This is a genomic window from Bdellovibrio sp. BIS2, assembly GCF_055398295.1.
Map to the genome: position 1 here is coordinate 3,166,388 of NZ_AP035879.1, position 20,878 is coordinate 3,187,265.

Consider the following 20,878-nt stretch of genomic DNA (forward strand, 5'->3'; position numbering starts at 1 on the left):
TCATGGAAGAAAAGAAGGGTGTTTTTACTCTATCCATGGAGGTTCCTATGAATACGACTAATCCTCTTTTGCAACCCTTCAAAAACAAAGATCAGGCAGTGCCTTTTGATTTGATCAAAGTTGAGCACTATGTGCCGGCGGTTGAAGAAGCCATCAAGATGGCTAAAGAAAATGTGGCTAAGATCAAGGCCAATCCGGCGGCTCCGGATTTTGAGAATACCATTGTGGCTTTGGAAGCGGCCAGCGTTCATGCGGATCAGATTTCCACGATCTATTCCAACCTGGAAGTGGCTCATGCGGATGAAGCGCTTCAGGCTTTGGCTAAAGATATTTATCCGATGCTGACGGCTTTAAGTTCTGACATCTCTTTGGATGCTGAGATCTTTGCGCGTGTGAAAGCTGTTTATGACAAGCGTGAATCCTTGAACCTGAATCTGGAACAGACTCGCCTGCTGGAAAAAACTTACCTGTCTTTCACTCGCAACGGAGCTTTGCTGAATGCGGCTGACAAGGAAGTTCTTCGTCAGATCGATCAGGAGCTTTCTGTTCTTGGTCCGAAATTCTCTGAGAACGTTTTGAAGGCGACCAATTCCTTCGAAATGCTTTTGGATAAAAAAGAAGATGTTGAGGGTTTGCCTGAGGGCACACTGGAAGGTGCGGCGGCTTTGGCGAAATCCAAAGGTCACGACGGCAAGTGGATGTTCAATCTGCAGATCCCTTCTTACCTTCCGTTCATGACTTACGCAAAAAACCGTGCGCTTCGTGAGAAAATGTGGAGAGCGTTTTCTTCCAAGGCCTTCAAAGGTGAGTTCGACAATCAGGCCAACGTTCTGAAAATTGTTGAGCTTCGTGACAAGCGCGCGAAAGTTCTGAAATTCACCACGCATGCTGACTTCGTCTTGGCCGAGCGTATGGCGAAAAATCCAAAAACTGTTATGGACTTCCTGAACAAACTTCTGGCGGCTTCCAAGAACGCGGGCCTGAAAGACGTTCAGGAACTGACAGAGTTCGCGAACAAGCTGGATGGTCTGAAAGAGATCAAACCTTGGGACGTGGCTTATTACTCTGAAAAACTGAAAGAAGAGCGTTACGCGTTCAACGAAGAGGACCTGCGCCCTTACTTCAAACTTGAAAACGTGGTTGAAGGTGTGTTCGCACACGCGAAGAAACTTTACGGCCTGACTTTCAAAGAAAACAAAGAAATCCCGGTCTATCACCCGGAAGTGAAAGCTTACGAGATCTATGAAGATGCTTCTGGCAAATACATGGGTCTGTTCTATACGGACTACTTCCCGCGCGAGACCAAAAAAGGCGGCGCTTGGATGACTCAGTTCCGTTCACAGGGTCTGATCGACGGCGAAATGAAACGCCCACACGTCAGCATCGTGTGCAACTTCACGCAGCCGACTCCGACCAAGCCGTCACTTTTGACGTATGACGAAGTTCGCACGCTGTTCCACGAATTCGGCCACGCTTTGCACGGCATGCTGTCTGAGTGCACGTATCCTTCATTGAGCGGTACCAATGTCTATTGGGACTTCGTGGAGCTTCCTTCCCAGATCATGGAAAACTGGGTGGGTGAAAAAGAGGGCTTGGACATCTTTGCCCGTCACTACGAAACCAACGAACCAATGCCGGCGGAGCTGATCGAGAAATTGAAACGCTCCCAGAAATTCCAGGCGGGTTACATGTCCTGCCGTCAGTTGCAGTTCGGTCTGATGGATATGGCATGGCACTCCACCGATCCGGGCACGATCAAGGACGTGGACGCGTTTGAAGAGCTGGCAACGGCCGAAACCCGTCTGTTCCCGAAAGTGGATGGCGCGAATTCCTCTTGCAGCTTCGGCCACATCTTTGCTGGCGGTTATTCTGCAGGTTATTACTCATACAAATGGGCCGAGGTTCTGGATGCGGATGCCTTTGAGTACTTCAAGGAAAAAGGCCTGTTCAATCAGGAAGTGGCCAAGAAGTTCAAAGACAATGTTCTGAGCCGTGGCGGCACCGAGCACCCGATGGATTTGTACAAGAAATTCCGCGGTCGTGAGCCGGATCCAAACGCTCTTTTGCGTCGTGATGGACTGATTTAATGAAGAAGAGTTCGATGGACAAAGAACACAAACAGAGCAAGCTGGTTTTGAAAGAAAACGGCAGCATTGGTTTGGTCTATCGCCTGGAGACTGCGCAAGCGGTCTCTTTGGCTAAAAAGGTCGCGGAGTTTTTGAAAGAACGCGGCTTTGACGTCTTTACCTGCCCGGACCAGAAAGTGGTAGCGGGCACCAAGGCGGCGAAAACCAAAAAGCACATGGACGATCTGAAACTGGTGATCGTTCTGGGCGGTGACGGGACTTACCTGCGCGCCGTGCGCCTGCTGGAAGGTCGCAGTGTTCCTATTCTGGGCTTTAACATGGGCTCTTTGGGGTTCCTGACGGCTCACAGTGCGGATTCCTGCTTTGATATCATCGAAAAAACTCTGGAAGGGAAAATGGTTCAGCGTCCGCGCTCCATGATCTATTCCAAAATTCTGCGCAAAGGAAAGGTTCGCGCCGAGTACCATGCGCTGAACGACATGGTGATTGAAAGGGGCTCGATGTCCCAATTGATCAACACGGCGATTTATTCTGAAAAGTTCTTGGTAAGTCAGGTGAAGGCCGATGGTTTCATCGTGGCCAGCCCTTCGGGCTCCACGGCGTACAATCTGGCAGCGGGCGGCCCGATCTGCCATCCCGAGTCCCCGGTGTTTGTGGTGACTCCGGTGGCGCCGCACAGCCTGACTTCCCGTCCGTTGTTGTTCCCGGATGACCGGGAGCTTTCTTTCCGTCTGGAGGGTAAAACCCAGAAGGCCCACTTCATCGTGGACGGACAGAAGATGACGGAACTGACGGCCGATGACGAAGTCATCATCAGCCGTTCTTGTTATGACCACTGGATGGTTCGTGAAGCCAATCACAACTATTTCCATTTGCTGCGCGAGAAACTGAAATTCGGCGATCGAAACTGAGCTTAAGGAAAGATTATGTTACTTGAGTTGAAAGTGTCCAATTTTGCGATTATCGAAAACCTTCATGTCTCTTTCAAAGAGGGACTGAACATCATGAGCGGTGAAACCGGCGCCGGTAAATCCGTTCTGCTGAAAAGTCTTTCCCTGTTGATGGGGGGCAAAGGTTCCAGCGACACCATTCGCACAGGCGCCACCCAGGCGACCATCGAGGGTTCATTTGATATTTCCTCCCGCCCCGATATTCAAAAAATGCTGCACGATATGGGCATTGAAGCCGACGAGCACACCCTGATCGTTCGCCGCGTGCTCAGTTCCGGTGACAAATCCAAAGTCTACCTGAACGGCAGCCTGAGCACCCTGAACAGCCTGCGTGACATTGTGGCCCCGATGGTGGAACTGGCAGGTCATTCCGCACCGCTGATTGAAATGACCGGTCAGCACGAAAACCGCAACCTGATGTCCAAGCACTATCACCTGGATCTTTTGGATCAGTACGCGGGCACCTGGGACAAACGTTTGTTGTTCACGGAAAAATTCAACCGCTATCACGCGATCTTTGCTGAAATCAAAAAACTTGAAAGCGATGCCAAACAAAAGGCCCAGCGTCTGGATTTTTTGACTTATCAGCGTGATGAAATCGCCAATCTGGATCTTTCCCCCGGCGAGGACCACGAACTGGAAGTCGAAGTCAAAAAACTGAAGAACTCAAACCGCATTGGTGCGTTTGTGGATCAGGCGGAATCGGCCCTGTACACGGATGATGATTCTGCGATCAGCCGCCTGAATGCGATCCTGAAAAAAGGCCTTGAGATTTCCAACGTCGACCCGCAGATTGCGGCGAAGCTGGAAAATCTGGAACAAGCCAAGACTTTGATCGATGAAAGCATCTATGATCTGCGCCAGTACGCAAACAAGATCGATGCGGACCCTCAACGTCTGGAAGAAGCCGAAAGCCGCCTGAGCGATCTGCGCAAGCTGCAGAAAAAATACGGCGCCACGGTCGATGACATCCTGAAGGCTTTGATGGAGATGGAAATTGAAATCTCCAACCTGCAAAACTCTGAAAGCCGCGTGGAATCTTTGAAAAAAGAAGCTTCCGTGATTTTGAAAGAGCTTGAAACTCTGGGTGCGGATCTGCACAAACGCCGTCAAAAAGGAGCCGAGCTTCTGGCCGACAGCGTGAACGCAGAACTACTGGATCTGAACATGAAAGGCGTGACCTTCCATGTGATGACTGAAAAACTGCAGGAACTGGCGTCCACAGGTCTAAGTGATGTGGAATTCCTAAGTCAGACCTCTGCCAAGGACGCAAAACGCCCGCTGGCGAAGTTTGCTTCGGGTGGTGAGTTGAGCCGTATTCTTTTGTCACTGAAGCGCGTGGTGGGCTCCAGCAATCAGCCGCGCACGTATCTGTTTGATGAAGTGGATACCGGCGTGTCTGGCGAAACGGCAGAAAAAGTCGGTCGCAAGCTGCGCACGATTGCCAAAGGACAACAGGTTGTCTGCGTGACTCACCTTCCACAGGTGGCAGCGTTCGGAGATATTCACTTCTTTATCCAGAAGTCTCCGCAAAAAGATTCTGTCAACATGGTCGTGTCAGAACTCAAACAAAAGGATCGTGTTCAGGAAATCGCCCGTCTTATCAGCGGTGAAAAGATCTCCAAAACATCCCTGGCCCACGCTGAGCAACTCTTGGCAGACGCCAAACAAAACTAGCTGGTCTACACTCCGACCCTGGCGGAGTAGAATAAAACTAAAGAAAGGCTGCCCACAAAGCAGCCTTTCTAATTTGTAAGTTCCCCCCTCCGAAGCCGATCCCCTACCATTGAAGCCTACACTCATATTTTAAGGAGACGGGCTATGATTCTTGTTATGGGAGCTACAGGTCACATCGGTTCAAAAATCACCACTCACCTTCTGGCAAACAGCCAACAAGTGCGCTGCGTGGCCCGCAAGTTCCCGAACAAAGAGGCCTTCCGTGGCGCGGAACTGGCGCAAGGTGACGCCAATGACGTGAGCTTCCTGATGGATTGCATGCGTGGCTGTTCCGCCGTCTTTACGATGATTCCCCCGGACCTGAGCGCCAAAGAAGTGCGCTTCTATCAAAACAAATTCGGTGAAGTCATCGCCGAAGCCATCGAAGAGGCCGGCGTCAAAAAGGTGGTGAATCTTTCCAGTGTCGGAGCCGACCTTGAAAGCGGCACAGGCCCTATCCTGGGTCTGCATGATCAGGAAGAAAGGCTGAACTCCATCACCCGCGCGGACATCGTACACCTTCGCCCGACGTACTTTATGGAAAACCTGCTCAGCGGAATTCCCAGCATTATCTCGATGAACCGCTTCTTTGGAACCATGTCCGGAGAAGTTCCGGTGCCAATGATTGCCACCCGTGATATTGCGGCCCGGGCTGCGTTCCTGTTGATGCATCCGGAGTTCAAATCCCACAATGTCGAATATCTTTTAGGTGAGCGTGATGTGACCTTCGAAGAAGCTATGCGCATCATCGGTCAGGCCATCAAAAAACCCGACCTTGAATATGTCGAGGTCCCTGAACAGGAAATGAGAAATTACCTGATCGGAGCCGGTCTGAGCGAAGACTGGTCAGATGCCATGCTGGAAATGAGCCGCTCGTTCAATAACGGCACCATCGCCGGCACCTTCAACCGCGACAAAAAGAACACCACGGCCACATCTTTGGAGGAATTCGCCAGAACAACGTTCCTGGATGCTTACACCCGCGCTCAGCGCGCTGACGCAGACAGAAAATCACGTCCGTCCTCGGAGCGCGAAGCCAGACCGTAAGGTTCTTGTGCTTCCCAATTCCCGGAAGATGGTGATAGCCTTTTCGAATGAAAAAAAGTGTCTTGGCTATCGCACTTCTGGGAGTTTCATGCATGCACAAAAATTATCTTGATTATCCGAAACCTGAAAAGATCACAACCGAGCTTTCCAAACACGGCGACATCCGTATGGACGACTATTTCTGGCTGCGCGAACGCGAGAATCCCAAAGTCGTCGACTATCTGAAAAAAGAAAATGCCTACACTGACGAAATGATGAAGCCCGCCAAAGAGCTTGAGGAAAAGATATTCCAAGAGCTGAAGTCCCGCGTGAAGGAAGATGAATCCTTCGTGCCGGCCAAGGACGGTGACTACTGGTATTCGGCAAGATATGAGAAGGGCCAGCAGTACCCTTTGCACACCCGCCACAAAGGCAGCCCCACGGGCCCGGAAGAAATTCTGATCAATGTTCCGGAACTGGCAAAAGGGCACAGCTACTTCAGCTCAACCGGTCCGCGCATGAGTCCAAACCACAAAATGATGGCTTATGCGGTGGATACCGTGGGCCGACGATTCTACACGATTCACTTTAAGGATCTGACCACCGGGAAAGTGCTGGCAGAAAAAATCGAAAATGTCACCGGCAACCTGAGCTGGGCCAATGACAATGAAACGATCTTCTATACCGAACAGCACCCAGAAACCCTGCGTTCAGAGAAGATCTATCGCTACAACATCAAAACGCACAAAAAGGATCTGGTCTATCACGAGAAAGACGACACCTTCAGCGTTTACGTTTACAAGTCTTTGTCTGAAAAGTTCATCTTCGTCGGCTCCTACAGCACCCTGACGACCGAAACACGTTTCATGTCGGCAGACACCCCCCTAGGGACTTTCAAGGTGTTCAATCCACGCGAACGTGCGCACGAATACTCGGTCACGGATGGCGGCGACAAGTTCTATATCGTTTCCAATAAAAACGCCCGCAATTACAAACTGATGGTGGCAGACCTTGATCACACCGAGGAAAAACACTGGAAAGAACTGATCCCTCACCGGGATGACACGTACCTGGAAAGCGTCACCGTGTTTAAGGACTTCATCGCACTGGACGAGCGTCACAACGGCCTGACTCAAGTGCGCATTGCGGACCGCAACGCCCAGAATCCTTACGAGCTGAAGTTCGCAGATCCAAGCTATCTGGCATCTGTCGGCGACAACCGTGAATACGACACCGAATGGCTGCGCTATAACTATGAATCCATGCGTCTGCCGGATTCTGTTTACGACCTGAACGTCAAAACCAAAGAACAGGTTTTGAAAAAAGTGAAAGAGATCCCGAACTACAACGCCGACTTGTACAAAACCGAGCGCGTATTCCTGACAGTTCGCGATGGCACCAAAGTTCCAGTGTCCCTGATCATGAAAAAGGACTTCAAGAAAGACGGCAAGTCCTCGATGCTGGTTTACGGCTACGGATCCTACGGCGCGAACATGGACCCTTGGTTCAGCAGCAATCTGTTCAGCCTGGTGGATCGTGGTTTTGTCTATGCCAAGGCTCACATCCGTGGGGGTTCCGAGATGGGCCGTCACTGGTATGACCAGGGCCGCACGCATTCAAAGATGAACACCTTCAATGACTTTATTGACGTCACCGAAGCTCTGATCAAAGACGGCTATTCGACTCCGGAACACACTTTTGCCATGGGTGGAAGTGCCGGCGGCCTTTTGATGGGGGCGGTGATGAATCTGCGCCCGGATCTTTACAAAGGTATGGTGGCCCAGGTGCCGTTCGTGGATGTGATCTCAACCATGCTGGATGATAGCATTCCTTTGACCACCAGCGAATACGACCAGTGGGGCAATCCGAATGTGAAAGAGGACTACGAGTACATCCGCAAGTACTCTCCTTACGACAACGTCAAGGACCAGGCTTATCCGAATGTTTTGGTGACAACAGGTTTCCACGATTCTCAGGTACAATACTGGGAGCCGGCGAAATGGGTGCCGAAGCTTCGCGAACACAACAAAGGGACTTCGATGATTCTTTTGAAGACTGACATGGAGTCAGGTCATGGAGGAGCTTCCGGCCGCTTCGATCAGTTGAAAGAAACGGCCACGGAATATGCATTTATTCTGATGGTTAACGGAAATAAGAATTAGTCTCTTACGTCCTGCACGATGATCAGCGCACTGAAAGTGTTGAACTTCACAGTTTCGCCGGTCTTCTGGCTTGTCCAGTACTGAGAGTTGATGTACTTCACGCTGCCATCCTCATTCAACACCGGAGTTCCGTCCGGATTGATTTCAGGGATGGTGGCGCGCTCAGTTTCCTTCACACGGTTGAACAACTCTTCAGCTGTTTTCGCATCCTGACGGGTGCAACCACCGGAAGCGCGGCCTCCAAGATAGTCCGTGTATTTCTTGTAAACTTCATGCAAAGCCAAACCGTTGTCCACGTCATAGAAGATCGCAAACGGCATGGAAGAATCCCATGAACTGGAGTGGTGATCTTTAGACAGGAATTTCGGCGTGTAATAACCCGTTGGGGTCTGAGACCAGTAAGACTTCGCCGGAGCGCCCGTGCACTCTTTGTTTTTACGTTTCAGCTCCAGACCTTCGCGGCCTGTGGATACTTTGCTGTTGATAACAACGCGGCCATATTCGTACACACGCATTGTCTGGGCGGTACGGCCATGTTCAGCCTTGTTGATCACGATCACATAGCGGAAATCACGCAGCCAGGGCTTGGAATAGAAATCCTGCTCACTGAATGCCTGCTGCGGTCTTAGGTATTCTGGCAGACGCGGCGTCACGGCTTTTTCATACGAATAGACCTGGCTGTACTCCTGATCTTCGTATTTGCAGTCGTTAAAGGCATTTTTCACCTTACCCCAGAAAGAGGCCGACGCGGATTGACTGACAACCAAAGCCGCGGCTACGACTCCGTACTTCATAACGTTCTTCATAATCACTCCGTTCTTTTTTATGAAAAGACGAATTTCATACAGCAAAGACTTTGCCACATTTTGAGACACTGTACTGCAAGCTGGAGGCTTTGAATGGAAAAGGCCCCTGAAAGGGGCCCTAAAAAGTCACGTAGTAAAGAAGTTCAACACAGGCGTTTTGGCCGCCTTAGAAGCCCTCGATGGTACCCACCTGGCGATCGTCATCAAACGGAATCACCTCGCTGGCAGCCGAGGCTTTCGCAGCCTTCTTCGGGGCCGCCACCTTTACTGCCTGGGAGGCCGTCACGGCAGGCGTCTTGCTGACCGCCACGGCGGCAACTGTCGGCGCAACAGCCGTCACACCCCCTTTACCGTGGATCACTTCATTCAGTTGAGACGTCAGTTTCTGGGAGGTGGCGGCCATCGAGTCAATCTCGGCACTGGAGGCGGCGATTTCTTCAGCGGAAGCGGCGTTGCTCTGTGCGGACTGATCAAGCTGGTTCATGGCTTTACTGATCTGCTGAATCCCGGCTGTCTGCTCGGTGCTGGCCGTGGCGATTTCATTGTTCAAATCCGCCACTTTTTTAACTGAAGTCACAATATTATCCAGAACCACACCACTGGAGCTGGCGATCTGGCTGCCCTCTTCCACCTGCTGCACGGACTGCTTGATCAACTGGGTGATGTCCTTGGCGGCAGAGGCGCTTCGTTGCGCCAGCGCACGGACGGCTTCAGCCACCACGGCAAAACCTTTCCCCTGCTCTCCGGCACGGGCGGCTTCCACCGCGGCGTTCAGCGCCAGCAGGTTGGTCTGAAAGGCGATATCGTCGATCACATGAATGATTTCCTCAATTTTTCGCGAGGAACCAGAGATCTGCTCCATGGACGAAATCAGTTTTGAAATTTCACCCTGACCTTTTTCCGCAACCTCACGGGAGGAGGCCGAAAGACTTGCCGCCTGTTTGGCGTTATCCGAGTTCATCTGCACCATGGAAGAAAGCTCTTCCAAAGAAGCCACGGTTTCCTCCAAAGAAGCGGCCGCTTCCGTGGAAGACTGGGACAAACTTGTACCCGCACTGGTCATCTGGGTCACGGCACCGGCGACATGATTGCTGGCTTCCGTCAGTTTTTCCGAGATGCCGGAGATCTCTTTGGACATGCGCGAAGCAATCCACAGCAACGTCCCGGAAATCAGAATATTCCCGATGATCGTTGTCAGAATATTCCACATCTTTACAGACTGCTCGGCCTCATGAGCCAGTACTCCTTCGGTCGTGGCTTTACCTTCATAGATTTTCAAGGCTGCGGCGGTGAACTCACTCACCGGAACACCCGCCACGGTGTAGGCCCCGCGCAGAAGCTCTTCGGCTTTCTCAAGGCTGGCGGCATCTTTGGATTTAAGATTTTTCAGAATGTCTTCCATGATCGCAAGAATGGCCGGGAACTTGTCCTGGGCCTTTTCAAACAGGACCTTTTCTTCTTCCGTGAAAGACGTCTTGGTGTATTTTTCATAGTCCTTGCGATAGGAATGCAAAGCCTGTTCGGCCATCGTCACTTCGCCGTCGATATCTTTCCCCGCCTTGAAAAGGCTTAGCGCTGAGTAAGCACGAAATCCAAAAGCATTCCGGGAAATGCGCATGTCCGTCAGAATCAGAATATTGGGAATGATTTCGTTGTGCGAACTTTTCAGAAGCTCATTCACGCGACCCACACCGTTGACAGAGATAACCCCGACCATACAGAAAGCCACAATCGGAAGGGCCGCTGCGAATAGAAGTTTTCCCTTGATGCCGCGAAACCAGGACGTGATGTTGCCCATAGATGTATAACTCCTCGATAACGTTCTGATCTACTTTTCGTTTTGATGCGAACTTTACTGAAGGGCTTGGGACAGTTTCTTAAAGGAAGGTAATTTTTTGGACCTGGCCGGTGGACAGAGCTCTCGCCTGTTCAGGCGAGAGCTTGTGAACTGTGCAAGGAACTAGACCAGTTTTCTCAGGACATAATGAAGGATGCCGCCATTCTTGTAGTACTCAAGTTCGACGGCGGTGTCGATGCGGGAACGCACCTTCACGTCCTCTTTCTTGCCATCGGCGCGATGAATCGTCAACGTCAGATCCTGCTGCGGTTTCATCCCGGATTCAATGCCGGAAATATCAAACGTCTCACTGCCATCCAAATGCAAAGTTTTGCGATCTGTGCCCGGATGGAATTGCAACGGCAACACCCCCATACCAATCAGATTGGAGCGGTGAATGCGCTCAAAGCTTTCCGCGATCACAGCCTTCACACCCAAAAGGCGAGTGCCCTTGGCCGCCCAGTCACGGGAAGAGCCGGTACCGTACTCTTTCCCTGCGATCACCACCAGCGGGGTCATCGTGGACTGGTACTTCACAGAGGCATCATAGATCGCCAGTGTTTCACCACTTGGCACGTATTTGGTCATGCCGCCTTCCACCCCTTGAAGCATCTCATTCTTGATACGGATGTTTGCAAAGGTTCCGCGCACCATCACCTCGTCGTTACCACGACGGGATCCGTAAGAGTTGAAATCTTTGGCCTCTACACCGTGTGAAGTCAGATAACGACCTGCCGGGGAATCCTTTTTGATACTGCCTGCCGGAGAAATATGGTCGGTCGTGATGGAGTCGCCAAGAATGGCCAATGGGCGAGCGCCCTTCACGTCATGAACAGCTTCCGGCTTCAAAGTCATGCCTTCGAAGTACGGTGGGTTCTTGATGTAAGTGCTTGGCTCCCAGTTGTACACCTGAGAGGACGTCGTGTTGATTTTTTGCCAGTCCTCAGTTCCGGCAAAAACATTTCCATAACGGGTGTCGAACATTTTCGTTTCAACAGTCTTGTTGATGGTGTCCTGGATTTCCTGCGTGCTAGGCCAGATGTCTTTCAAATACACCGGTTTACCGGCCGAATCAGTACCCAGCGAATCACGGGTGATATCAATCATCATATTTCCCGCCAACGCGTGCGCCACCACCAGCATCGGGGACGCCAGATAGTTGGCTTTCACATGCGGATTGATACGACCTTCAAAGTTGCGGTTGCCGGAAAGAACCGAAGCCACAACCAGATTTCCTTTTTCCACTGCTCCCGCAACGGGCGCTTCCAATGGACCGGAGTTTCCGATACAAGTCGTGCAGCCGTAACCCACAAGATTGAAACCCAGTTTGTCCAGATAAGTCTGCAAACCGGCGCGCTCAAGATAGTCCGTCACCACCTGTGAACCCGGAGCCAGGGACGTCTTCACCCACGGCTTCACGGTCAAACCTTTTTCCACGGCTTTCTTCGCCACCAGGCCCGCCCCGATCATCACCGACGGATTGGACGTGTTGGTGCAGCTCGTGATCGCGGCGATCACCACGTCCCCGTGACCCAGTGAATAGGATTCACTGTCCACTGCCACCGCCGAAGCGGTTTTGCTGGCTTTGTCAGCCTCCACCTGGAAGCCCGCCACCAGTTGTTTTTTAAAGTCTTCCGCAGCGCCCGCCAGTACCACGCGGTCCTGAGGACGCTTTGGTCCCGCCAACGAAGGCTCCACCGTCGACATATCCAAATGAAGAGTGTCATTGAAGTGATAGTGCTTTTCAGCTTCTTCAGAACGCCACAAACCGGTTTCTTTCGCATAAGCTTCAACCAGAGAAATTGTTGCGGCATCACGCCCGGACAGACGCAGATACTTCATCGTCTGCTCATCCACCGGGAAGAATCCGCAGGTGGCACCATATTCCGGAGCCATATTGGCAATCGTCGCACGATCCGCCAGTGACATGGATGCCAGACCCGGACCATAGAATTCAACGAACTTGCCGACCACACCTTTTTTACGCAGCATTTGCGTGATGGTCAGAACAAGATCCGTCGCCGTTGTGCCTTCTTTCATTTTGCCATCAAGTTTAAAGCCGACCACTTCCGGAATCAGCATGCTGAGAGGTTGCCCCAGCATCACCGCTTCCGCCTCGATACCACCCACACCCCAGCCCAGTACGGCCAGACCGTTGATCATGGTGGTGTGACTGTCTGTGCCCACCAGCGTGTCCGGGAAGGCGTTGGCACCCTCCGGCCCCTGATTGGACCATACGGTTTTACCCAGATATTCCAGATTCACCTGATGACAAATACCTGTGCCCGGCGGAACCACTTTGAAGTTCTGGAACGCATTCTGCCCCCATTTCAGGAAGACATAACGTTCGTGGTTTCGCTCAAATTCCATCTTAACGTTTTCATCAAAGGACTTTGGTGTCCCGAAGGCATCGACCATCACCGAGTGGTCGATCACCAGATCCACCGGCACCAGCGGGTTGATCTTTTTCGGATCCCCGCCCAGTGACTTCATCGCATCCCGCATTGCCGCCAGATCCACCACGGCCGGCACGCCGGTAAAGTCCTGCATCAGAACCCGCGCCGGAAAGAAAGAAATTTCGCGGGAAAGGGATTCGTTGCTCAGGCTTAGCAAAGAATCAATGTCCTCTTTGCTGACATGCAGACCGTCCTCGTGCCGCAGAAGGTTTTCCAAAAGGACCTTCAGCGACACCGGAAGTTTCTTGATGTTGGGATGCTGAATTTTTTGAGCGTTGAAAATGGTGTAGCTCTGAGAGCCCACCTGAAGTTTCGATTTCGTCTTAAAACTGTCTTTGGATTGAATGAACATGAGAGGCTCCTTCCTCTCAATTCCACTCCCCTCTTAGAAATTTATCAAGCCAAAAAGCCCCGATCTGGGTTTTCACATCGCTGACTTTTCCCTCGAGAACAAGCTGCATCAGATCCGCAGGTTTTACTTCGACGACCTCAATAAACTCACCCTGATCCAGACGCTGTTCCAGTTGAATCAAATCCTTGGCCAGATACAAATCGATGTGTTCATTGGAATAACCAATGACGGGATGAATTGTGGTCAGGAACTTCCATTCTTTGGCTTCATAGCCGGTCTCTTCAAGCAGCTCTCGCTTTGCTGTCAGCAGGGTTTCCTCGTTGTGATCCCTTTTGCCAGCCGGGAACTCGAGAAAAACTTTCTTTACCGCATGACGGTACTGATGAATCATCACCACGTTTCCATTCGGCAAAAGCGGGATCATCATCGCGGCACCGGGATGCAGAATGTATTCCCGGGTGTAAGTGCGCCCATCCGGTGCCTGCACCTGATCCTGTTCAATTTTGAGGTATCTTCCTTTAAAAATCTGACGCGTGGAAAGCGTCTTTTCTTCCAAATGCTTCATGGTGTTCAGAGTCTCATACAGACACGCTGAAGTCGCTTTCATTTCGTCTGGACCAAAGATGGTCCCGCCTTTTGTCCAAAAGGTGTAGAATGGATGTGGCTCATAGATGTTGAAATAGAGAGTGTTGTATAGACTTGTGTTAAATCAAATTTGAAAGATCAGGAGGATCACTATGAGAGCTTTGACCAAGGTGGGAATTTTCATGTCCACCGCTCTTCTTGCTTCGCTCATGTTTGCCCAGGATGCAAACGCCCAACGCCGCCTTAGCCGCGGTCCAAGCCTTTCCGGCGACATGTCTCTGGGAATCGGTCTGTCGACGGTTTCTGCCGGCCAAAATGACATGAACTCCCTGATTGATGCCGCTCGTGCGAGCGCCGCCAATGCTGACACCAAATCTCTGGGCAGCGCCTGGGAGTTTTATGCCAACTGGTCCTACCGCTTCAGCGGGACTTCTTACGCCTTTGTCTTCCGCCCCTCTTATTTCATGCAAAGCACTGAAGGCTCTGGGACAGACGGAAGCTACGATTACAAACTGACGGGATTCACCGTGTTTCCCATCTTCCGCATGTATCCTCTGGAAAACTCTTTCATTAAGTTTTACATGCAGACAGGTCTGGGTTACGGGTCCTTGAGTGGAGAGATCACCGCCGGCACCAAGAATCTGGATTTCAAAGGCAGTGCCTTTGGCGCCATGGGTGGTATCGGTGTGGACTTCTGCTTCACCGACGCTCATTGTTTGACGGTGGAAGGCAACGTCCGTTACATGCCGATTGAAAGAAACCTGACGACCGGAGGCAACTGTACCGGCGCCAGCGACATCCCGGGTGTCAGCCAGTGCGGTGGCGATTCCGAAGTCGAGCGCAACGGCAAGGACTTGTCCACGACTATGTCCGGTGTGCAGGGCCTGATCGGTTATACGATGAATTTCTAGCAAGACTGCTGTCTTGTTTCAGTACTGATTCGCTCCCAAAGCCGCCTCAAAGAGGTGGCTTTTTTTATTCCCATCCTGAGACACCGGCCGACTTTAGAAGTCCTTCATTTTTGCCGATATTTTAACAAGTATGAACACACGGGACGTGAATAAAATCGCCATATTAGGGATGATCGTGTCGATCCTCTCTGCCTGTTCGGATGCCAGTCCGACAGTGTCGATTCTGCGTTCCATGGAAAGTCTTGAATTCAATCCAAACCATGTGGTTACTTCCAGCCTGAACAGCGTGCCATTGCAGGCCTCTTGTTCCAACTTCATCGGCAGCATTGACATGAGCCTCGATGGTGGTGCCACCTGGATCACACCGACCAGCTATGATGTTGCGGCTCCCTCTTCGTGCGTGAACGGGAAGTTCACCGTCAGTTTGTCCAATCTGAAATCCCCCTGGAGCTCTTTGGCGATTTCACCGGGCCAGACACTGAAGGTTAAATTCCGTGCGCAACCTCGCAAGAACAACTTCTTCTACAAGGAAGTGACCGTGCTTTACTCCCCTTCCTCCACCCGCAGTCAGGAAATCCTGATCGGCAGCGCCGAACAGGCTGGTGGTGGTTATCGGGTAAAAAGCCGCCTGCGCCACCAACAGCAGCATGTCGCTGCCGGCGGCAATTTCAAAATCAAAGGGAGAATCACCGAATGAAAAGCCTGATTCTTTCCCTCTTCCTGATTTTAACAGGTCTTGCCGCCCATGCGGCATCACCTTCGCCCGGTCCTCTGTTCACATATGAGGGTCTGCTGACTGATGCGGGGGGCACCCCGATCACGACGACTCAGACCGTGATTCTGCAGATTATCTATCCGTCCACTTGTGTGGTGTTTGAAGAAACCCACAGCATCACTCCCGGCTCCAGTGGTGAATTCAGTGTGATTGTCGGCAGTGGCACGCGCACGGATTCCACCGGCAACACCGCCGATCGCATCTTTGCGTCCTCCGGCAGTGTGACCTGTGCTGACACCAGCACGGTGACGGCATCTGGTTTCACAACCAGGTCTTTGCGGGTGCGTGTGGGTGGAACAGATCTGACACCGGATGTGGCAATCAATACAGTTCCCTTCGCCATCAATGCCGCCCGCCTTGCCGACAAGACTGCCGCGGACTTTGTGCAGATCTCAGCCTCGACAACTCAAACCAATGTTGACAGTGTCTTTAGCCGCTACGGCACTCTGAACAGTGTTTTGAATCTGTTTGGCACTGCCGGAACCAACGGTCAGGTTCTGATCGGCAATGGCACAGGCTATACTCCGGCAACTCTGACAGCAGGTTCCGGAATCAATATCACCAACGGAGCTGGCAACATTACGATTTCTGCCAGCGGCGGTGGAGGCTCAGTCACTTCCGTCACCGCACAATCACCGTTGGGGGTTGCGGGAACAGCGGCGGTGCCTGATTTGTTCATCACTCAGGCCAATTCCACAACGAACGGTTATTTAAGTTCAACCGACTGGCAGGCTTTCAACAACAAACAAGGCAAAACCCTTTCCACTGGAAACATCTGGGTGGGTAACGCCGGTGGCACGGCGGCCGAAGTCGCGGTCAGCGGTGATGCGACTTTGAACTCTGCCGGAGCTTTAAATCTTGCGACTGTCGGCACGGTCGGCACTTACACCAAAGTGACCACGGATGCCAAAGGACGCGTAACTGCGGGTTCGACCCTGACAGCGGCTGATATTCCTGCATTGGACTGGAGCAAAATCACCACGGGCCTTCCTGGCACACTTTCAGGATATGGCATCGTCGATGCGGTGAAAAACTTTGGTGGCGCCACGGGAATCATGGCGGGTGTGGATGCCGCCCGTCCCGCAGCAGGCAACAACGGACTTCTTTATATTTCTTCAGACAGCCACCAGATCTATCGCGACAATGGTTCCAGTTGGAGCACCTTGGGCGGAGGTGGTGCGGCAACTCCGATCAGCCTTACGTCCCAGGTTACAGGCATCCTGCCGATAGCCAATGGCGGTACCGGCGCCTCCAGCAGTGTGGGTGCTATGGCCGCTCTTTCACCACTGACGAGCAAAGGGGACATCCTGGTTCACAACGGCACGAACAATGTGCGCCTGCCAGCGGGCACGAGTGGACAGGTCCTGACGGCAGACACGGCAGACGCCAACGGTGTGAAGTGGATTTCAATTCCCACCGGCACCGTCACGAATGTGGCCGGAACCGCCCCCGTGGTTGTTACCAACAACACCACAACCCCGCAGATTTCTGTCAGTGATGCCACCGCCAGCTCCAAGGGTATAGTGCAGATCGGAAGCGGTCTGAATGTCAGCTCCGGTGTCGTCACCGTGAATCCGGGATCATTCCCTTCTTTGGTTCCAGTCAGCAAAGGTGGTACCGGCACTGGGACTTTCAGTGCCAACAAACTGGTTTACACCAATGCTTCAGGCTCTGCTTTCACTGAGTTTTCCTGCGCTGTCGGGATGGCCATCGCCTTTGATGGAGCCGGCGTTGCGGGATGCTCCAGCTACAGTTCTTTGGGTGTCCTGGTGAACTCCGGAAACTCGCTGGGTATTCCGATGGTGCTTGGCACCAACGATGCCTTCAGTCTTTCGTTTGAAACAAACAATTCTCCGCGCATGACGATCGACGACAGCGGACGCGTGGGTATCGGCACAACCAGCCCGGCCACTCCCCTGCATGTCATCGGATCTGGCGAAGTTGCCCGCTTCGTGACTTCGGCCACTGGCGGGGTGGTGATCGACTCCACAGCACTGAACTACAACCCGTCTTTGATTTACAGAAAAACCAACGTCAATCGCTGGTCGATGATGGTGAATGCAGCGTCTGAAACCGGATCCAACATGGGCTCCAACTTCAGCATACTTCGCTATGATGACACGGGTGCCACTCTGGGCGCAGCGGTGACCATTGATCGTGCGACAGGGAACTTCGGCATCAACACCCCGGCACCGACTTACACTCTTCATGTCACGGGAACTGCCGGACTGAGCACCGGGACCGCGTGGACCAATGCCTCGGACCGACGCCTGAAAGACATCCACGGTGAATACGAATACGGTCTGAATGAAGTTCTGAAATTACACACCGTTCGTTATAATTATAAATCCGGAAATGCCCTGAACCTTCCGTCGGATGTGCCTATGACTGGTTTTATCGCCCAGGAAGTGCAGCAGGTGATTCCGGATGCGGTGAAAACCCGCGCGGATGGATACCTGGAGCTGAACGTCGACCCCATTCACTGGGCGACCGTCAATGCCGTCAAAGATCTTCATGGCATGTGCAAAGCCACCCAGGAACAACTGAACACCATCACACGCAAAGTGGCTTCACTGGAAGAGGATGCCGCTGCGAAAGACCTGCGCATCAAAGCGCTGGAAGAAGAAAACAAGAGTCTCAAAAAAGATCTGGAACTGATCAAAGCCAAACTCGGTCTGCAGTAATCTCATTTCGAAACTTCAAAACATACCAATATCGTACGACGTGTGGGGGATACTTCCACAGTTTTTACAATTTTGTTAATCTTGTAGATAGCTGATTGTTGAGGTACGTAATGACGAAATCACTATTCCTTGCCGTGCTTTTGGTGTCCCCTTTTGCACTGGCAAAAAAACAAAATGAACCCAATATCCGCGCCCGCGGACTGCTGAAGAAGATCACGTGCAGCTATCATGGCAGCGGAAAAACCCCGACTGGCGACAGCATCGGATCGGTGGATTTTGCCGATCCGGAAAAAACCGTGTGTGATCCTCTGGGCAGCGGTTCGGCCAACAACAGCGAAAACGGACTGTTTGCGAAACTGTATGTGAAAAGCCCCGAGATGTCCGCATCAGTCAAGAGCGTGATGGACTATTACAACAAGGGTGTGAAGCTTGAGCAGGATCTTTATTTCTCGGACGTGAACGTGCCCACCCGTGCTTTCACCGAAGGTTTTGCCACTAAAAACGGAGATGTGCTGGTGGATGCCGGTGGCAACAAGCTGATCGAAAACTTTGCCATTGAATACTCGTCAGTTCTGAAGCTGTCTGATCAGGACCGCGAAGGCCACTACGAGATTTCCCTGCTGTCGGATGATGGTGCCCGCCTGTTCGTAAAAGAAGGTGACGTGTGGAATGAACTGGTGAACAACGACGGTGTGCACCCGACCCGCCTGGGCTGTCCTTATCGCACGGTGGAAATGAAAAAAGACACCGAACTGCCAATACGTATTCTGTACTATCAGGGGCCGCGCTATCACATCGCCAACGTGATGATGTGGAAGCACCACAAAAAGGCCCAAAGCTGGAAGAAGCCTTCTTCCCACTCCCTGTGTGGTATCCAGAGCAACAACTTCTTCTATAATCCCAACAACGGAAAAAAACAGGCCGCCGTGAAGTTCCTGGAAGCCACCGGCTGGGACGTGGTGGCACCAGCCAACTTCCACATGCCCGCTTTAAAGCCGAACCCTTGTGTGGAGCCGGACTTTGCCCTGAGTGATTTCAAAATCGCCTCGGTGGCGGCACCGAATGCAGAAATTACCTGGTCCACAAATTTCCCGTCCTCAAGCCAGATCTATATCGTGAATGTGTTTACGGGTGAGGAAATGTACACGGCCGTGGATTCTGAAATGGTCACAAGCCACAAGGCCGTCTTAAGCGGTCTGATCCATGGTTTGCAGTATCAGGTTCAGGCCATCAGTGTGGATGCCAAGGGCAAAGAAGTCCGCAGCCCTGCGATGATGCTGCTGCCATAAACTTATCATTCCTTCCGGGAATACTAAGTTTCCACCTGCTTACTTGCCAGTCCCCCGGTTTTTAAATAGAAACCGGGGCCATGAAAGCACTTCCTTTCCTTCTTGTTCTATTCCTTTGCCCATCTGCCTGGTCTTTACAATCGGCTTTTCTGGGCTCGGTTGAGGGGTTAAGCATTCCCAACTCGCATGAAGTTTCCAGCGACGCCAACGGCGCCCGCGTGGTGCGCGGGATGGAGCCCCGAAACAAAGCTCAGATTCAGGAGCTGCTGGATTCCGGCATCGAAGAGGTTCTCATCTTCAAAACCGACACCAAAGGCGAAGTCGCCAAAGAAATCGCCCAACTGCAAAACGCGGGGCTGTCAGCCTCGGCCATCACCCATGTGCCTTTTCCCTGGAAAGACCTGCATGACTACAAGGCCGCCTGCCGCATGACGATTGAGGCTTTAAAGACAATTGAAAAATCTGTGAAAGCCGGAAGAAGCATTTACTTCCACTGCACCGTGGGTGAAGACCGCACGGGTTATCTGGCGGGCCTTTGGGGCCTGTGGACCGGAGAGTTTGAATCCGCAGCGCAAGCGTTCAAGTCCGAGATGTGCGCGCGGGGCTATGAAGCCGGCAATCCACGCAAACCATATAAAGAAGTTGTCACCAAGATTCGCGAAACACTGACGCCGACTTATCTGAAAATGGCAAGGGTCCTGGCAGATGCCCGCGCACGCGGACAGAACCTGCACGGATCCCTGTGCAATCAGGAACCCGTGATTGAAAACGCAGCGGCTTTCCGCTGCGTCAGCAAAAGAAACTAAAACATGGTGTTTGTATTGGCGGCCTTTTCCGGAATCGCCTGAATCACATCCCAGTGTTCAACGATTTTGCCGTCTTCCACGCGGAAGATATCCACGATCGCACGACCGCGATCGTCTTTGTTCTGTTTGGACAAAACATGCAAAACCACCAGGTCGCCTTCCGCAATCACACGCTTGATTTCACTGCGCGCCTCGGGATTGGCTTTGAAGTGCGGAATGAAATACCCGGTGAACGGTTTCACCCCATCCGGCACCAGGGGATTGTGCTGAATGTACTTTGAGCCAAAGTACTTGTCGGCGGCTTCCTGCACTTTGTGATCCCGGAAGACCATGTTATAGAAATCCGTGACAATCTTTTTGTTTTCTTCCACGGCGGTTTTCTTCGCCATTGCCGGAAGAGCCAATGACAGAATCAATGCGGCAGTAATTGCTTTAA

Annotated in this window: 15 protein-coding genes; 10 read left to right on the plus strand and 5 right to left on the minus strand. The window is 52.1% G+C overall.

Annotation, left to right across the window (positions count from 1 at the left end; genetic code table 11):
- Window positions 1-47: 47 nt before the first annotated feature.
- From ACZ520_RS15055 to ACZ520_RS15075, 5 genes are all read left to right on the plus strand, one after another.
- On the plus strand, window positions 48-2,087 hold the full coding sequence (locus ACZ520_RS15055; RefSeq protein ID WP_088566762.1) for a M3 family metallopeptidase: 2,040 nt from the start codon (window positions 48-50) through the stop codon (window positions 2,085-2,087).
- On the plus strand, window positions 2,087-2,998 hold the full coding sequence (locus ACZ520_RS15060) for an NAD(+)/NADH kinase (protein ID WP_088564320.1): 912 nt from the start codon (window positions 2,087-2,089) through the stop codon (window positions 2,996-2,998). The genes ACZ520_RS15055 and ACZ520_RS15060 overlap by 1 nt, the downstream gene beginning before the upstream one ends.
- Before the next feature lie 15 nt (window positions 2,999-3,013).
- Complete coding sequence (recN, locus tag ACZ520_RS15065) at window positions 3,014-4,714, plus strand: DNA repair protein RecN (protein ID WP_088564319.1); 1,701 nt, start codon at window positions 3,014-3,016, stop codon at window positions 4,712-4,714.
- Between the two features lie 144 nt (window positions 4,715-4,858).
- Window positions 4,859-5,800 carry an NmrA family NAD(P)-binding protein gene (locus ACZ520_RS15070; RefSeq protein WP_088564318.1) on the plus strand — a complete coding sequence of 314 codons (942 nt, stop codon included), beginning with the start codon at window positions 4,859-4,861 and terminating at the stop codon, window positions 5,798-5,800.
- 47 nt (window positions 5,801-5,847) lie between these two features.
- On the plus strand, window positions 5,848-7,941 hold the full coding sequence (locus ACZ520_RS15075) for a S9 family peptidase (protein ID WP_374031124.1): 2,094 nt from the start codon (window positions 5,848-5,850) through the stop codon (window positions 7,939-7,941).
- Here ACZ520_RS15075 and ACZ520_RS15080 read toward each other — a convergent pair.
- From ACZ520_RS15080 to ACZ520_RS15095, 4 genes are all read right to left on the minus strand, one after another.
- A complete protein-coding gene (locus ACZ520_RS15080) occupies window positions 7,938-8,747 on the minus strand; it encodes a L,D-transpeptidase (protein ID WP_088566761.1) in 810 nt (269 codons plus the stop codon). The genes ACZ520_RS15075 and ACZ520_RS15080 overlap by 4 nt on opposite strands.
- A 166-nt stretch (window positions 8,748-8,913) precedes the next feature.
- Window positions 8,914-10,545, minus strand: a complete 1,632-nt coding sequence (locus ACZ520_RS15085; protein ID WP_464126341.1) for a HAMP domain-containing methyl-accepting chemotaxis protein — start codon at window positions 10,543-10,545, stop codon at window positions 8,914-8,916.
- A gap of 162 nt (window positions 10,546-10,707) precedes the next feature.
- Window positions 10,708-13,392, minus strand: coding sequence for an aconitate hydratase AcnA (gene acnA, locus ACZ520_RS15090; RefSeq protein WP_416480037.1), 2,685 nt, complete (start codon window positions 13,390-13,392; stop codon window positions 10,708-10,710).
- A gap of 16 nt (window positions 13,393-13,408) precedes the next feature.
- A complete protein-coding gene (locus ACZ520_RS15095; protein ID WP_088566760.1) occupies window positions 13,409-13,957 on the minus strand; it encodes an NUDIX domain-containing protein in 549 nt (182 codons plus the stop codon).
- A 172-nt stretch (window positions 13,958-14,129) separates the two neighbouring features.
- Between ACZ520_RS15095 and ACZ520_RS15100 the strand changes: the two genes are divergently transcribed.
- From ACZ520_RS15100 to ACZ520_RS15120, 5 genes are all read left to right on the plus strand, one after another.
- Window positions 14,130-14,888, plus strand: a complete 759-nt coding sequence (locus tag ACZ520_RS15100; RefSeq protein ID WP_232469090.1) for a hypothetical protein — start codon at window positions 14,130-14,132, stop codon at window positions 14,886-14,888.
- Window positions 14,889-15,018: 130 nt separating this feature from the next.
- Window positions 15,019-15,585, plus strand: a complete 567-nt coding sequence (locus ACZ520_RS15105) for a hypothetical protein (protein ID WP_464126344.1) — start codon at window positions 15,019-15,021, stop codon at window positions 15,583-15,585.
- Window positions 15,582-18,347, plus strand: coding sequence for a tail fiber domain-containing protein (locus ACZ520_RS15110; protein WP_464126346.1), 2,766 nt, complete (start codon window positions 15,582-15,584; stop codon window positions 18,345-18,347). Before ACZ520_RS15105 ends, ACZ520_RS15110 begins: the two co-directional genes overlap by 4 nt.
- Before the next feature lie 110 nt (window positions 18,348-18,457).
- Window positions 18,458-19,636 (plus strand): PA14 domain-containing protein, encoded by a 1,179-nt coding sequence (locus ACZ520_RS15115; RefSeq protein ID WP_088564313.1) that lies wholly within the window; start codon window positions 18,458-18,460, stop codon window positions 19,634-19,636.
- Window positions 19,637-19,716: 80 nt separating this feature from the next.
- Complete coding sequence (locus ACZ520_RS15120) at window positions 19,717-20,442, plus strand: phosphatase domain-containing putative toxin (protein ID WP_464126348.1); 726 nt, start codon at window positions 19,717-19,719, stop codon at window positions 20,440-20,442.
- On the opposite strand, the gene ACZ520_RS15125 is transcribed toward ACZ520_RS15120, so the two are convergent.
- Complete coding sequence (locus tag ACZ520_RS15125) at window positions 20,439-20,831, minus strand: nuclear transport factor 2 family protein (RefSeq protein ID WP_374033046.1); 393 nt, start codon at window positions 20,829-20,831, stop codon at window positions 20,439-20,441. The genes ACZ520_RS15120 and ACZ520_RS15125 overlap by 4 nt on opposite strands.
- Window positions 20,832-20,878: the final 47 nt, after the last annotated feature.

Coding starts and splice junctions, on each gene's coding strand:
- ACZ520_RS15055 (WP_088566762.1), top strand. CDS start 48: ATGAATACGACTAATCCTCTTTTGCAACCCTTCAAAAACAAAGATCAG.
- ACZ520_RS15060 (WP_088564320.1), top strand. CDS start 2,087: ATGAAGAAGAGTTCGATGGACAAAGAACACAAACAGAGCAAGCTGGTT.
- recN (WP_088564319.1), top strand. CDS start 3,014: ATGTTACTTGAGTTGAAAGTGTCCAATTTTGCGATTATCGAAAACCTT.
- ACZ520_RS15070 (WP_088564318.1), top strand. CDS start 4,859: ATGATTCTTGTTATGGGAGCTACAGGTCACATCGGTTCAAAAATCACC.
- ACZ520_RS15075 (WP_374031124.1), top strand. CDS start 5,848: ATGAAAAAAAGTGTCTTGGCTATCGCACTTCTGGGAGTTTCATGCATG.
- ACZ520_RS15080 (WP_088566761.1), bottom strand. CDS start 8,747: ATGAAGAACGTTATGAAGTACGGAGTCGTAGCCGCGGCTTTGGTTGTC.
- ACZ520_RS15085 (WP_464126341.1), bottom strand. CDS start 10,545: ATGGGCAACATCACGTCCTGGTTTCGCGGCATCAAGGGAAAACTTCTA.
- acnA (WP_416480037.1), bottom strand. CDS start 13,392: ATGTTCATTCAATCCAAAGACAGTTTTAAGACGAAATCGAAACTTCAG.
- ACZ520_RS15095 (WP_088566760.1), bottom strand. CDS start 13,957: ATGAAGCATTTGGAAGAAAAGACGCTTTCCACGCGTCAGATTTTTAAA.
- ACZ520_RS15100 (WP_232469090.1), top strand. CDS start 14,130: ATGAGAGCTTTGACCAAGGTGGGAATTTTCATGTCCACCGCTCTTCTT.
- ACZ520_RS15105 (WP_464126344.1), top strand. CDS start 15,019: ATGAACACACGGGACGTGAATAAAATCGCCATATTAGGGATGATCGTG.
- ACZ520_RS15110 (WP_464126346.1), top strand. CDS start 15,582: ATGAAAAGCCTGATTCTTTCCCTCTTCCTGATTTTAACAGGTCTTGCC.
- ACZ520_RS15115 (WP_088564313.1), top strand. CDS start 18,458: ATGACGAAATCACTATTCCTTGCCGTGCTTTTGGTGTCCCCTTTTGCA.
- ACZ520_RS15120 (WP_464126348.1), top strand. CDS start 19,717: ATGAAAGCACTTCCTTTCCTTCTTGTTCTATTCCTTTGCCCATCTGCC.
- ACZ520_RS15125 (WP_374033046.1), bottom strand. CDS start 20,831: ATGGCGAAGAAAACCGCCGTGGAAGAAAACAAAAAGATTGTCACGGAT.